Here is a 13793-nt window from a genome sequence, read left to right on the forward strand (position 1 = left end):
CCGCGCCGAGGCCGGCGCCCGCGCCCGCCGCCGTGCCCGGGCGCGTGCGTGTGCGACTCGGCGTACCGCGTGCGGGGCGCAGCATCCGTACCGCCGCGAGTGCCGCTACGGCCGAGAAGGCGCAGGTCAGGACCGGCTGCGGGAGGTGGTCCGCGAGCGTGCCCGCCGCGAAGGCGGGGGCGATGCCCGCGAGCGCGAAGAGCGCGCCCGTGCGCCACGCGACCGCTCCCTCGCGCGCGTGCCCGTAGAGCGCGGTCGCCGTCGTCGCCGTCACGATGAGGAGGCTCGCCGTCGTCGCCGCCGAGGGCGAGAAGCCGAGCAGGTAGATCAGCGCCGGTACGGCGAGGACGCTGCCGCCGCCCCCGAGGCCGCCGAGCGCGAGCCCGACCACGGCACCCGCGACGAGCGCGAGGACCGTCGTGATCACGAGGCGCGGATCACGGGGAGCCCGGCCGCCGCCCACGCGGTCATCCCGCCCTCGACGTCCACCGCTTCGATCCCGCGCGCGGCGAGCAGCCGCACGGCCTGCTGCGACCGGTGCCCGCTGCGGCAGATCACGACGAGCTTCTTGTCCCGTGCGTTCGGCGGGAGTTGGGCCCCGGCGGCGAGGGAGCTGAGCGGGGCGAGCACGGCACCGGGGGCGTGTACGGCGCGGTACTCGGGCTTTTCGCGGACGTCGAGGAGGACGGTTTCGCTCTCGGGGCGCGGGGAGTTGGGGGTGGGGGTGGTGAGGGTGTGGGCCTCGGGCGGGGTGAGGCGGGGGGTGTGCGAAGCACGGGAAGCGCGGGGAGTTCGGGGAGCGTCGGGGGTTCGCGAGGTTCGGCGGAAGAGGGGCATGGTGGGGCCTTCGGGGGTGCGGGGGTTGGTGATGGGGGAAGCGGGCGGTGGTGGCGTGCGGTGGTTGCGCGCCGTAACGGGGGAGGTAATGCGAGGAGTTGGCGCGGTGCCCGGGCGGGTCGCTCAGCCTCGTACGACCTTCAGGCCCGCCGCCGGGGCCGACGTGAAGGCGTCGTCCACCGCCACCACCTCGCGGCCCGCCGCGTCCAGGAAGGAGGCGGCGATCGCGGCGCGCATCCCGCCCGCGCAGTGCACCCACACCTCGCCCTGGGGCAATTCGGCGATTCGGAGCGGGAGTTCGTGCACCGGGATGTGCACCGATCCCGCGATCCAGCCGTTCGCGCGCTCCGCGTCGCGGCGCACGTCGAGCACGGTGACGCCCGGGCGCGCGGCCAGCTCCGCGAAGGTGGCGCGGCGGAAGGAGCGGGGCGTCTCGCCCTCGGGAAGCCAGTCGGTGGGGCCGCCCGTGGCCGCCGCTGCCGGGCGGTCGATGCCGACGCGTACCAACTCGCGCTGAGCGTCGTCTAGTTGCTCGGGAGATTCCGCGAGGAGGGTCACGGGCTTGCCCCAGGGGATCAACCAGGCCAGATAGGTGGCGAGTTGACCGTCCGCCTCGAAGTTGAGCGAGCCGGCGACGTGCCCGGCGGCGAAGGCGAGGCGGTGGCGCAGATCCACGACCCACTCCCCGGCCGCGAGCCGCGCCGCGATGTCGTGCGGCGTCGCGAGGGCGGGCGGGGTCAGGTCGACGGGGGCGGGGCCCGCCGCGTTCGCCGGGCCCATGTGCGCGTAGTAGGCGGGCACGTCGTCGAGCCCCGCGACGAGGTCGGCGACGAAGGTGTCCGCGTCGGTCGTGAGCGCGGGGTTCGTCTTCTTCTCGGCGCCGATCGTGCTCGTCTCCGCACCATCCGTGCTGCCGGATGAGCAGAAACTTCCGAAACCGTGCGTCGGAAGGATCGTCGTCTCGTCGGGGAGCGCGGCGGCGAGGCGGTGCGCCGAGGCGTGCTGGGCGCGGGCGAGGTCCTCGGTCAGGCGCGGCTCGACGAGGTCGGGGCGGCCGACCGCGCCGATCAGCAGCGAACCGCCGGTGAACGCGGCGACGGGACGCGCGCCCTCGTGGAGCACGTACGAGGTGTGGTGCGGGGTGTGGCCCGGGGTCGCGACGGCGCTCAGGCGCAGCGGCTCCGCTCCGGCCTCGTCCACCGTCACCGTGTCGCCGTCCGCGACAGGGGTACGCGCGAAGGCGACGCGGGCCGCCGCCGGGACGAGGTAGCGCGCGCCGGTCGCGCGGGCCAGCTCCAGGCCGCCGGAGACGTAGTCGTTGTGCACGTGCGTCTCGACGACGTACGCGATCCGCACCCCGCGCCGCGCGGCGGCCTCGATGACCTGCGCGAAGTCGCGCGGCGGGTCGATCGCGACGGCGCCGCGGGAGCCACCAGCCAGGTAGCCGCGGTTGCCGAGGCCGGGGAGATCGAGGGTGTCGACGAAGAACACGGGGGCTCCTTTCGGGGGCGATGAATTACCCCGGGGGGTATCCGTTTCACCGTAACACCGGTACCCCGGGGGGTATCCGGGGCGGGTGGTCTGGCCGCGCCGCGCGTGAGCGGTGGCGACGCTTGCCCGTACGGGATCTGCCGGCGCGTACGCGAGCCGTGGCGGGGCTACGGGCGCGTACGCAGACCGTTCAGGAGCACGTCCAGGAGGTGGCGCGCGCGCGTCGGCCACTCCGACTCCTCCAGCCGCGAGAGGTATGCGATGAGGATCACCACGTCGCGCGCGTCCACGTCCGCGCGGATGCTCCCGTCCGCCCGCCCCGCCGCGAGCAGGCGCCCGATCGCCTCGGTCAGGGTGCCGTGACTGCGCGTCGTGAGCGCGTCCCGCGCGCGGGGCTCCAGCGCCGTGAGCACCCCCCGCTTGACCCGCGCGTACGCGGTGAGCCGGTCGAACCACCGGCCCAGCGCCTCCACGGGCGGATGCGCGGCGAGCAAGGCGTCCGCCTCGTCGACCAGTTCGGCGACGTCCTGGCGGTACACCTCGGCGAGCAATTCCTCGCGCGTCGCGAAGTGCCGGTACAGCGTGCCCTGGCCGACCCCCGCAGCCTTGGCCACCGCGTTGAGCCGCAACTCCGCGCCCGGCGCCGCCCCCGCCAGCGCGTCCCGCGCCGCCGCCACGATCCGCGCGCGATTGCGCACGGCGTCGGCGCGGCGGCGATCGCCGGGGAGGCCGGCGTCGGGGGCGCCGGGAGTGGGGAGGGCGTTGTCGGCGGGGGGCTCGCGGTGGGCGGGGTCGGTCGGCATGGTGCTCCTGTCGGTGGCGCATGGTGGCGCGCTCATCCTCGTACGCGCCGACGATGCGGTTCGCGGACCGGTCGACGTGCGGACCGGTCGACGTGCGGACCGGTCGACGTGCGGACGGCCGGCGTGCGGACTGGGCCGCAGGGGGCAAGCCCGCGCGGTGGCGCGTCCGCGGTGGCCCGCCTGTGGTGGCGCGCCTGCGCGTCGACAAGCGGACACGTGTCCGGTACGGTCGAAGGTAAGCGGACACGTGTCCGTCTATGTCTCCGTTCCCCACCGTACGAGAGTGAGCCGCCCCATGTCAGGCATCGCAGGGAAAGTCGTCGCGCTCACCGGCGCGAGCAGTGGCATCGGCGAGGCCACGGCCCGGCTGCTCGCCGCGCGCGGCGCGGCCGTCGTCCTCGGCGCCCGTCGCACGGACCGCCTCGACGCCCTCGCTGCCGAGATCCGCGCCGAGGGCGGCCGGGCGCTCGCGCTGCCGTCCGACGTCACCGTGCCGGGCGACCAGGAGGCGATGGTGGCGCGCGCGGTCGAGGAGTACGGGCGGCTCGACGTGCTCGTCGCCAACGCCGGAGTCGCCACCGTGGGCCCCGTGGCCGAACTCGACCTCGCCGCCTGGACCGCGATGGTCGACGTCAACCTGCGCGGCGTCCTGCACGGTGTCGCCGCCGCCCTCCCCGTCTTCCGCGCCCAGGGCGAAGGCCACGTCGTCGCCACCGTGTCCACCTCGGGCCTCAAGATCGTTCCCGGCCAGGCGGTCTACGCCGCCACCAAGAACGCCGTCCGCACCTTCATGGAGGCCCTCCGCCAGGAATCCACGGACGGCACCCTGCGCACCACCACCATCTCCCCCGGCTTCGTCCGCACCGAACTCAGCAACCCCCCGGGCGCCGCCGAGAACCCGCACGCCGCGATGCTTCCCTTCGCGCTGGCCCCCGAAGCGGTCGCGCGCGCGATCGCCTTCGCCGTCGAACAGCCCCAGGATGTCGAGATCGGCGCCATCACGCTCCGCCCGACCGTCCAGGGCTGAGACCGGGTGCCTCCCATGGGGGTGAGGCTGGGGTGGCTCGGGTTGCCTGGGGCGTGAGGGTGCGGGGGCGGGCGGGGGTGGCTCGGGTTGCTGGGTGCGCGAGGGTGCTGGGGCGGCTCGGGTTGCTCGGACCGTGATAGCGCTGGGGGCGCTCGGGAGGAATGCGGTGCTCGGTCGTTGGGGCGCTTGCAGTGCTTGGGTCATTCGGGGTGCTCGGGGTGCTCGGGGTGCTCGGGGTGCTCGGGCTGTTCGGGGTGCCCGGGTCGCTCGGGCGGTGCTGAGGCCGTTCGGTCGCCGACGGTGCTTGGGGGGAGCGGGCCGTTTGGTCGCTGGGCGTCGCCGGGGCTCGTGGGGCCCTTGGCTCGGTGGACCGCCTCGGCTCGTTCGGCCGCCCGGCTCGTTGGCCGCTCCGGCTCGTTGGGCCGCTCAGCTCGTGTGATCGCCGGGCCGTTGGATCGCCCCCCGCCACCGCTCCGGTCCGCTCGGCCCCTGAAGTGGGAAACCGCAGGTGCAAGGGGAAAAACGGCTCGATCTTGCACTTGCGAGCCGATGCGCCCTAGTTTTCCGCACATGCAGTCCTACACAATTGGCCGCGCGGCGCGGCTGCTCGGGGTCAGCCCCGACACCGCCCGGCGCTGGGCCGATGCCGGGCGGGTCGCCACTCACCGGGACGACTCCGGCCGCCGGCTCATCGCGGGGCGCGACCTCGCCGCACTGTGCGTCGAGGTCGGCCAGGGCGGAGGAGGTGGGGAGGACGAGGAACCGTACACCTCCGTGCGCAACGCCTTCCCCGGCATCGTCACCGCCGTCCGCCTCGGGGACGTCGCCGCCCAGGTCGAGATCCAGGCCGGACCGCACCGGCTCGTCTCCCTGCTGACCCGCGAGGCCGTCGAGGAACTCGGCCTGGAGGTCGGCATGGAAGCCACCGCACGCGTCAAATCCACGAACGTGCACGTGGACCGCTACTGACCCCGGTCACCGCCTGCCTCCCGTCCGCCCCTCGCCCGTCGCCCTTTCCCTGCCCCACCGTCAGGAGCCCTCCGCCATGTCCTCGCTGCTCACCGCCCGCACCCTGCGGCGCGCCTCGACCGGGGTCCTCGCCTCCGCCCTCCTCGTCGGCGCCCTCACCGCCTGCGGTGACGACCACGAGACCGCCGAGAAGCGCGACCCCGGCTCCACCAGTTCCTCCAGTGCCAAGGACGTGAAGGAGTCCGAGAAGGCCGACCTCACCGTCCTCGCCGCCTCCTCGCTCACCGACGTCTTCGGCGAAGCGAAGAAGACGTACGAGAAGGAACACCCCGGCATCACCCTGAAGTTCTCCTTCGCCGGTTCCCAGGAACTCGCCGCCCAGGTCCGCCAGGGCGCCCCCGCCGACGCCATCGTCACCGCCGACACCAAGACGATGGACGGCCTCAAGGGCGAGACGGACACCCCTGCGGTCATCGCCAAGAACCGCCTCGTCATCGCGGTCGGCGACGGCAACCCGGAGAAGGTCGAGAACCTCAAGGACCTCACCGACCCCAAGCTCAAGGTCGTGCTCGCCGCGAAGGAGGTCCCGGTGGGCAACTACTCCCGCCAGGTCCTCGACAAGCAGCACCTCAAGGTCAAGGCCGTCTCCGAGGAGCCGAACGTCCGCGCCGTCCTGAGCAAGGTCCAGCTCGGCGAGGCCGACGCCGGCATCGTCTACAAGACCGACGCCGCGACCGTCCCCGACAAGGTCGACGCCATCGACATCCCCGACACCCAGAACGCCGTCGCCTCCTACCCCGCCGCAGCCCTCAAGGGCTCCAAGCACGCCGAAGCCACCGCCGACTTCCTCACCTGGCTCTCCGGCAGCGAGGCCCAGAACATCCTCCAGCACGCAGGCTTCCAGCAGCCGTGACCGACCCCGCAGACCCCCGCCCCGGCAGGCCCCGACAAACGGAGCGTTCCGCGCGGGGCGCGTCGGGAGCCTCGGGCGCCTCGGGCGCGCCGGACGCTGACGCTGCGGGTGTGCCGGGTGTGCCGGGTGTGCCGGGTGTGCCGGGTGTGCCGGGTGTGCCGGGTGCTGCGGGCGCGTCAGGCGCTGCGGGCGTCTCGGGCGGGCCGGACGGGCCGGGCACGTCAGGTGCGACGGGCGCTCTGGGCGCACCGGAGACTTCTGGCGCGCCGTGCGTCTCAGGCGCACCAGACACCCCGGGCGTCTCGGGCGGGCCGGACGCTGCGGGTGCGCCGGGTGCCCCGAATACCCCCAGCACCCCGGATGCCCCGGGCGTCTCGGGCACGCCGTCCGGCGCCGGTGGGGCGTCAGGCGCGCTCCGCCCGGACAGGGCCTCCGGCCCGGACGAGGTGCCCGGCCCGGGCAAGGCGCCCGGCGTGGACGGGTCGTCAGGTGCCGACGAGCCGGGGCGTACGGCGGGAGTCCCAGCGGCTCCGCAAGAGCTTGGCGCACCGCAGGTGCCCGGCACCCCCGACGACTCCGCCCGGACCCAGCGCCCCCGCTTCACCCACCCCCAGCGCCTCGCCCTGCGCACCCCGTGCCCCGCCCTGCGCACCCCGCAGCCCGGCCGTCGCTCCCCGCGCGACGGCCGTTCCGCCCCGCGCCCCGCCCGGCGCGTGCGGAGCGCGCGCCGCCGGGCTCCGTTCGCGCTCGTCGTACCCGCTCTCCTCGGTGTCGCCCTCCTCCTGATCCCGCTCCTCGGGGTGCTGGCCCGCACCTCGTGGAGTCAGCTCGGTACCCACCTCACCAGCCCCGAGACGCTCACCGCCCTCCGTCTCTCGCTGCTCGTCTCGCTCGGTGCCCTCGGGCTCTCCCTTCTCTTCGGTGTGCCGCTCGCCTGGCTCCTCGCCCGCACCGACTTCCCCGGCAAGGCGCTCGTCCGCTCTCTCGTACTGCTGCCGATGGTGCTGCCTCCCACCGTCGGCGGTGTCGCTCTCCTGCTCGGCTTCGGGCGGCGCGGGCTGCTCGGGCCGTGGCTGGAGGACACCTTCGGGATCGTCCTGCCCTTCCACACCTCCGGCGCCGTGCTCGCCGCCGCCTTCGTCTCCATGCCGTTCCTCGTCATCAGCCTGGAAGGCACCCTCGCCGGGCTCCGCCCCGGCTACGAGGAGACCGCCGCCTCGCTCGGCGCCTCCCCGCTGCGCGTCTTCCGTACCGTCACCCTCCCCCTCGTCGCCCCCGGCCTCGCCGCCGGAGCCGCCCTCACCTGGGCCCGCGCCCTCGGCGAGTTCGGCGCCACCATCACCTTCGCCGGCAACCTGCCCGGCACCACCCAGACCCTTCCCCTCCAGGTCTACCTTCTTCTCCAGGACTCCCCGGAAGCCGCCACCTCCGTCTCCCTGCTGCTCCTCGCCATCGCGATGGCCGTCCTCATCGGCCTGCGCGGGCGCTGGACCGGCGCCGCCCCCGGCGACCGCGCCGCCCGCTCCCGTTCCACCGCCGTCACAGAGGAAGACGTCCCGGACCCCGCCCCGGGTGCCCGAAAAGCCGAACAAAGCGGCGACTTCACCCGTTGGAGTGAAGAATCGGTTGAAAGGGGTGGCGACGATCTCAGGGGGCAAGGTGCCGGCAAGCGATCTCTCGCCGCAGCGCGACCGCGCCGCCGGCTCGGCGAAGGATCGGCTTCCACCGCAATCGACGAGGACCTCGCACCCGGCGAGGCCCACGACACTACCGAGGAGGCCCATGACCCCCTTCCCACGTACGCGCTGCACGCGACCCTGAGCGGCTACACGAATCTCGACCTCGACGCGGACCCCGGCACCACCGTCGCCGTCGTGGGCCGCAACGGGGCGGGCAAGACGACTCTCCTGCGGGCCCTTCTCGGCCTCACCCCGCGCGCCCACGCCGAACTCCGCCTCGGCGCGGACGACGTCACCGCCCTGCCCCCGCACCGGCGCGGGGTCGCTTGGGTGCCGCAGGACGGTGCGCTCTTCCCGCACCTCAGCGCGCTCGCCAACACCGCCTACGGCCTCCGCGCCCACGGTGTTCCGCGTGCCGAGGCCAGGCGTGTCGCCCGCGTACACCTCGACCGGCTCGGGGTCGGGCATCTCGCCCATCGTCGACCCGCCCAGCTCTCCGGCGGCCAGGCGCAACGTGTGGCGCTCGCGCGTGCCCTCGCCGTCCGCCCCCGGCTGCTCCTCCTGGACGAACCCCTCGCCGCGCTCGACCAGACCACCCGCGCCCAGGTACGGCACGCCCTGCGCCGTCACCTCGACGGCTTCGGGGGCGTCTGCCTGCTCGTCACGCACGACCCCGTCGAGGCGGTCTCGCTCGCCGACCGCGTCCTCGTGCTCGACGCGGGCCGGACGGTGCAGGACGCGCCGCCCGCCGAGGTGGCCCGGCGGCCCCGTTCCGCGTGGGTCGCGCGCATGCTCGGCCGCAACGCCTGGCCAGGTGTCCTCACTCCCGACGGGCTCGCCCCCGAGGCCGGAGGGCACCTCGTCGTCGCACCCCCGGCCGACGCCCCGGCCCCGCCCGTCGGTACGCCGGCGCTCGCCGTCATCGCTCCCGAGTCGGTCGCGCTCCACCCGAGCCGTCCGACCGGCAGCCCCCGCAACACCTACGCGTGCACCGTCACCGAGATCACCGCGCTCGGCAGCCGTCTGCGCGTTCTCCTCACCGGCGCCGACTGTCCCGCGCTCGTCGCCGAGATCACCCCTGAGGCCGCCGCCGACCTCGCCCTGCGCGAAGGCACGCCCGTCTGGGCCAGCGTGAAGGCCACGGACATCACCCTCGTGGCCCTGTGAGGGACGGTGGCGCGGCGCACTCCGGGAAGGGTGTAGAGTTGTATTCACCGACGCGGGGTGGAGCAGCTCGGTAGCTCGCTGGGCTCATAACCCAGAGGTCGCAGGTTCAAATCCTGTCCCCGCTACTCAGTACGAAGGCCCCGGCGCCCCTAGGCGCCGGGGCCTTCGTCATGCCGGAGCGAGGCCCCGCCCGGCCGCCCCCGACTCGCGGCACCTCCCGCGCGGCGCGACCCTGGAACGAGTACGTACGTACAAGGGGCGCGGGCGCGCGCACGGCCGGCGGGAGGCGAGCCTTGGGGCAGCGAGGAACGGGCCCGGGCGGGAACGGCAACCGGACATCTCCTGATGCCTCTGCGTCCGCCGGCGGTCCGGACTCCTCCAGCGGCGATCCGGCATCCGCTGATGCCTCTGCGCCCACCAGCGGTCCCAGCTCCTCCGGCGACCCTGCGCCCCCCGACGCCTCGGCGCCCCCCGACGCCTCGGCGTCCGCCGACGGCCCGGACTCCTCCGGCGACCCTGCGCCCCCCGCCACCCCCTCCGACACCCCCACCGCCCCCACCTGGGACACCCCGCCCCGGCAGGACTACAAGCCCGTTCCGCCTCCGCCGCGTCCGCACGCCCATCCGCATCCTCAGCTCGCTGCCGCGTGGGGGCGGGAGGCGGGGGTGCGGGTGCTTGTGCGGGTGGTGCCGTTGCTCCTGGTGGTCGGCGGGTTCGTCTTCGGATTGTTCGCGCCCGCGACATTCACGGGGGCGCCGTTCTTCGCCGCCGCGCCGCTCGTGGCCGCGCCCTTCGCCTCGTGGCGGGTCACCGCGGGGGTCGGGGGGCTCGCGGCGGTGGGGGAGATCCTGCTCCAGGTCATCCGGGGAAGGCTGCCCACCGGGGCCTTCCTCATCGAGCTGACCACCGTGCTCACCGTCGCCGCGCTCGCCGTGCTCATCAACGCCCTCATCCGCCGCGGCGACCGCCGCCTCGCCTCCATGCAGAACGTCGCCGCCGTCGCCCAGCGCGCCGTGCTGCCCGTGCCCGCCGAGCGGATCGGCGGTCTCGACGTCGCCGCGCAGTACGAGGCCGCCGAGGCCGATGCCTTCATCGGCGGCGACCTGTACGCCGTTCAGGACACGCCGTACGGCGTACGGATGGTGCTCGGCGACGTGCGGGGCAAGGGGCTCGGCGCGGTCGAGGCGGTCTCCGTCGTCATCGGGGCCTTTCGCGAGGCCGCGGAGCAGGAGCCGACCGTGGAGGGCGTGGCGCAGCGCCTCGAACGCGCCCTCGCCCGTGAGGGGCTGCGCCGCCGCGCGCTCGACGCCTTCGAGGGGTTCACGACCGCCGTGCTCGCCGAGGTCCCGCGCGGCGCCGCCGAACTGCGGCTCGTCAACCGCGGCCACACCGAACCGCTGCTGCTCGAACGTGACGGCCGGCTCCACGTCCTGACCCCCGGCGAGCACGCGCTCCCGCTCGGCATGGGCGAACTCGGCGCCTGGCCCGACCGCGCCGAGATCATCGACTTCCCGCCCGGCGCGACCCTCCTCCTCTACACGGACGGACTCTCCGAGGCCCGTGACGCGCGCGGGCGCTTCTACGACCCCGTCGCCCGCCTCAGCGGCCGCGTCTTCCCGCACCCGCGCGCCCTGCTGACCACGCTCACCGAGGAGGTCCTGCGGTACACGGGCGGCGCCACGACGGACGACATGGCCCTGCTCGCCGTACGCCGCCCCGAGGAAGCCGCGACCCCGGCGGCGGGGACGGGCACGACCGGCGCGACGGCTGACGTGAACGGCGAGGCCGACGAAGCCGGCGGCACGGCCCCGGGCACGGCCGACGGCACGGCCCACGGCGCCCCCGCCGCCGAAGCCCCCGAGCCCGTCACCCCGCGTGAATCCTTCGATAACAACTGACGCACCATCAGGTTCACAGCCTGGACGATGAGCCGGTCAACTCGTCCGGATCGCTCGCCACATGTCCGTTTAGCCGCTGGTGGTGGCCGTAAAGGATCATCGGGAACGGCTTGGAATCACCCCTGCGGGTCTATTAACGTTCGATAACGCAGCGCGGTCGTCCCAGCCGGCGAAAGCGTCGGCTCCGCGCGCGTGCGCCGAATCCCGCGAGGGAACCGGGGAACCACTCTTCCGGGGTGAATCGGGTGCCCGTACAGGTGCCCGTAGGAGACCTTCCTGCTCCGAACCCGTCAGCTAACCCGGTAGGCGAGAAGGAAGGAAAGGAGAGTCGCCTTCGTGGCGTCCAACCCGCCTGCCCCCGGCCCCAGCGCCTTCCCGACCGGCACCCTGACCCCCGGCGGTTCCCTGCCGGCCCAGCCGCCGGCCCACCTCCCCGGCACCGCCTACGGGTCCGCCGTCCCCCCGCAGTCGTACGGGTCCGTCCCCCCGCAGTCGTACGGGTCCGCCTTCGGTCCGTCCTACGGGTCCGTTCCCGGCCCGTCCCACGGGACCGACGCCGCGTACGCGCCCCCCGCGGGCCGCCCTGCCCCGGCGGACGTCTACCCGGGCTCGGCCGGCTTCGGCGCGTACGGCGACGGCGACGGCGTCACCGGGCCGGGCGGCGAGTGGAATCCGACCGAGGACTCGCTCGGTTCCGCGCGGGGCAGGCACCGGGTCGCGAAGCAGCGCGGCGGGCTCGCCCGCAGTTCGACCGTCCTCGGCGTCGGGGTACTCGCCGCGGTCGGCGCGGGCGGGATCGCCTCGGCGCAGGAGAAGCCGCCGGTCAAGCTCTCGCTGCCGGAGAAGGTCACGGAGGTGACCGGGCAGCTCAAGCAGGTGCTGCCGGACGCCGAATCGCTCCCGGGCATCGGCTCGCTCGTCGCCGACGCCAAGGGCGACACGCCCGAGCAGCTCGCCGCCAACCCCGCCGCGGCGCCGCTCACCAACGCCGGGCTCACCGACACCGACCGCGCGCAGGGCACCACCGACGCGGGCGAGGCGCTGCGCGCCCGTATCCTCGCGCAGGCCGAGAACCAGGCCGACAGCGCGGACCGCGCCGCCCGTGAGCAGGCCGAGGCGGTCGCGGCCCAGGCCGCCGCCGACCACGCCGCGCAGGCGCAGAAGAAGGCCGCGGACGAGCAGGAGAAGAAGGAAGCGGCGGCGAAGGCCAAGGCGGAGGCCGAGGCGAAGGCGAAGGCCGAGGCGGCGCGCCTCGCGGAGCTCGCCCGCAGCTACACCCTCCCCGTCGCCTCCTACACGCTCACCTCGCACTTCGGCGACGGCGGTTCGATGTGGTCCTCCGGGCACCACACGGGACTCGACTTCGCCGCGCCGACCGGTACGCCGCTCAAGGCGATCCACTCGGCCACCGTCCAGGAGGCGGGCTGGTCGGGCGCGTACGGCTACCGCACCGTGCTCCTCCTCGACGACGGTACGGAGCTCTGGTACTGCCACCAGTCCTCGATCTCGGTGAGCGTGGGGCAGAAGGTGACGACCGGTGAGGTCATCGGCCGGGTCGGCGCGACCGGCAACGTGACCGGCCCTCACCTCCACCTGGAGGTCCACCCGGCGGGCGGCGCGGCGGTCGACCCCCTGCCGTGGCTCCAGGACCACGGCCAGCAGCCCTGAGCCGGTCCGCACGGCGGAGGTGACCGCACGGCGGAAGTGACCGTGCGGGAGAAGTGAGTTCCGTGTTCCCCCGCCGGGAATTTTCCGACCACCTCAGGAGTTGAACGCCCTCATGACTTCTCTCCGCTCTCTCGGTGCTTCCGACATCGAGGTCTTCCCCCTCTCCCTCGGCGGCAACGTCTTCGGCTGGTCGGCCGACCGCGACACCTCCTTCGCCGTCCTCGACGGCTACACGCGGGCGGGCGGCAACTTCATCGACACCGCCGATGCCTACAGCCACTGGGTGCCGGGCAACGAGGGTGGCGAGTCCGAGCGCATCATCGGCGAGTGGATGAAGGCGCGCGGCAACCGATCCGAGGTCGTCGTCGCGTCCAAGGGCGGCGCGCTCCCCGCGCACAAGGGCCTGCGTGCGGCGACGATCAAGGCCGCCGTCGAGGACTCCCTGCGCCGCCTCCAGAGCGACTACATCGACCTCTACTACACGCACTACGACGACGAGTCGGTCGAGGTCGGTGAGTTCCTGACGACGCTCGACGAACTGGTCAGGGCGGGCAAGATCCGGGCCATCGCCGCCTCGAACATCTCGCCCGAGCGGCTCCAGGAGGCGCTGGACTTCTCCGACCGCGAGGGCGTCGCGAAGTACGTCGCGCTCCAGCCGCAGTACAACCTCGTCTCGCGCGACACCTACGAGGGCCGCCTCCAGGACATCGCCGGGCGCGGCGGGCTCGCGGCCGTCCCGTACTACGGGCTCGCGGCCGGCTTCCTGACGGGCAAGTACCGTCCCGGCACCACCGTCGAGAGCGTGCGCGCCGAGGGCGCGGGCAAGCACCTCGAAACGGAGCGCGGCCGCAAGGTGCTCGCCGCGCTCGACGAGGTCGCCGAGGCGCACGGCGCCGAACTCGCCACCGTCGCGCTCGCCTGGCTCGCCACCCGGCCGACCGTCGTCGCGCCGATCGCCAGCGCCCGCACCCCCGAGCAGCTCAAGGCGCTCGTCGCCCTCGCCGACCTGACCCTCACGCAGGACGAGGTCGACAAGCTCACGGCGGCCTCCGCCTGAGCGGCCCGCGCCTGAGCGGTCACCGCTCAGGCGGACGCTCGTCCCGTGGTGGCGCCCACGGGTCGTGGTCCGCGCCGTCGTCGCTCGGCTGCCCCGTCCCCGTCGGAATCCCGGCGGGGACGGGTGCGTACGGGGGCTTCCCCGGCGCGTACGCGGCCGGGCCCGCGCCGTACGGGGCGTGCACCCGGCCGTACGGCGGCGGCGCCCCGTACCCGTGACCGGAGCCGGGCCCCTGCCCGTGCCCTCCCGGCCACCACGCCGGAGGGGCGTACCAGCCGCCGGGG

General features: G+C 74.4%; 11 protein-coding genes, 1 tRNA gene, 1 pseudogene and 1 riboswitch. Of the genes and pseudogenes, 8 read left to right on the forward strand and 5 right to left on the reverse strand.

What is annotated here, in order from left to right; all coding sequences use genetic code 11:
- The 4 genes from G3I42_RS05020 to G3I42_RS05035 all read right to left on the reverse strand — a co-directional run.
- On the reverse strand, positions 1-427 hold a 427-nt coding region (locus G3I42_RS05020), incomplete at its 3' end, for a TSUP family transporter (RefSeq protein WP_164282738.1).
- A complete protein-coding gene (locus G3I42_RS05025) occupies positions 424-837 on the reverse strand; it encodes a rhodanese-like domain-containing protein (RefSeq protein ID WP_164282740.1) in 414 nt (137 codons plus the stop codon). The genes G3I42_RS05020 and G3I42_RS05025, both read right to left, overlap by 4 nt.
- A gap of 123 nt (positions 838-960) precedes the next feature.
- On the reverse strand, positions 961-2328 hold the full coding sequence (locus tag G3I42_RS05030) for an MBL fold metallo-hydrolase (RefSeq protein ID WP_164282742.1): 1368 nt from the start codon (positions 2326-2328) through the stop codon (positions 961-963).
- A 167-nt stretch (positions 2329-2495) separates the two neighbouring features.
- On the reverse strand, positions 2496-3131 hold the full coding sequence (locus G3I42_RS05035) for a TetR/AcrR family transcriptional regulator (RefSeq protein WP_239096270.1): 636 nt from the start codon (positions 3129-3131) through the stop codon (positions 2496-2498).
- A gap of 295 nt (positions 3132-3426) precedes the next feature.
- Here G3I42_RS05035 and G3I42_RS05040 point away from each other — a divergent pair, with 295 nt between their 5' ends.
- From G3I42_RS05040 to G3I42_RS05075, 8 genes are all read left to right on the forward strand, one after another.
- Complete coding sequence (locus G3I42_RS05040) at positions 3427-4158, forward strand: SDR family oxidoreductase (RefSeq protein WP_164282744.1); 732 nt, start codon at positions 3427-3429, stop codon at positions 4156-4158.
- Positions 4159-4728: 570 nt separating this feature from the next.
- Positions 4729-5127, forward strand: coding sequence for a helix-turn-helix transcriptional regulator (locus G3I42_RS05045; protein ID WP_164282745.1), 399 nt, complete (start codon positions 4729-4731; stop codon positions 5125-5127).
- 76 nt (positions 5128-5203) lie between these two features.
- The gene (gene modA / locus G3I42_RS05050) at positions 5204-6040 is read left to right on the forward strand and encodes a molybdate ABC transporter substrate-binding protein (RefSeq protein WP_164282746.1); all 837 of its coding nucleotides are present in this window, start codon (positions 5204-5206) and stop codon (positions 6038-6040) included.
- A 713-nt stretch (positions 6041-6753) separates the two neighbouring features.
- The gene (locus tag G3I42_RS05055; protein WP_164282752.1) at positions 6754-8886 is read left to right on the forward strand and encodes an ABC transporter permease; all 2133 of its coding nucleotides are present in this window, start codon (positions 6754-6756) and stop codon (positions 8884-8886) included.
- A 51-nt stretch (positions 8887-8937) separates the two neighbouring features.
- Positions 8938-9011 (forward strand) — tRNA-Met (locus G3I42_RS05060).
- Positions 9012-9557: 546 nt separating this feature from the next.
- Complete coding sequence (locus G3I42_RS05065; RefSeq protein WP_164282754.1) at positions 9558-10784, forward strand: PP2C family protein-serine/threonine phosphatase; 1227 nt, start codon at positions 9558-9560, stop codon at positions 10782-10784.
- Positions 10785-10969: 185 nt separating this feature from the next.
- Positions 10970-11108, forward strand: a riboswitch (cyclic di-AMP (ydaO/yuaA leader).
- A gap of 12 nt (positions 11109-11120) precedes the next feature.
- Entirely contained in the window at positions 11121-12452 is a 1332-nt protein-coding gene (locus tag G3I42_RS05070) for a M23 family metallopeptidase (RefSeq protein ID WP_164282747.1), read from the forward strand.
- A gap of 112 nt (positions 12453-12564) precedes the next feature.
- A complete protein-coding gene (locus G3I42_RS05075) occupies positions 12565-13509 on the forward strand; it encodes an aldo/keto reductase (protein ID WP_164282749.1) in 945 nt (314 codons plus the stop codon).
- Between the two features lie 19 nt (positions 13510-13528).
- Here the strand turns inward: G3I42_RS05075 and G3I42_RS36840 are convergent.
- Positions 13529-13793, reverse strand: a pseudogene (locus G3I42_RS36840) (PrsW family intramembrane metalloprotease); the annotation flags it as partial.

This window comes from Streptomyces sp. SID11385, from assembly GCF_010548245.1.
Lineage (GTDB): Bacteria > Actinomycetota > Actinomycetes > Streptomycetales > Streptomycetaceae > Streptomyces.

Bases quoted from the DNA above. Each gene is read 5' to 3' on its own strand.
- G3I42_RS05025 (WP_164282740.1), bottom strand. From the start codon at position 837: ATGCCCCTCTTCCGCCGAACCTCGCGAACCCCCGACGCTCCCCGAACT.
- G3I42_RS05035 (WP_239096270.1), bottom strand. From the start codon at position 3,131: ATGCCGACCGACCCCGCCCACCGCGAGCCCCCCGCCGACAACGCCCTC.
- G3I42_RS05040 (WP_164282744.1), top strand. From the start codon at position 3,427: ATGTCAGGCATCGCAGGGAAAGTCGTCGCGCTCACCGGCGCGAGCAGT.
- G3I42_RS05045 (WP_164282745.1), top strand. From the start codon at position 4,729: ATGCAGTCCTACACAATTGGCCGCGCGGCGCGGCTGCTCGGGGTCAGC.
- modA (WP_164282746.1), top strand. From the start codon at position 5,204: ATGTCCTCGCTGCTCACCGCCCGCACCCTGCGGCGCGCCTCGACCGGG.
- G3I42_RS05075 (WP_164282749.1), top strand. From the start codon at position 12,565: ATGACTTCTCTCCGCTCTCTCGGTGCTTCCGACATCGAGGTCTTCCCC.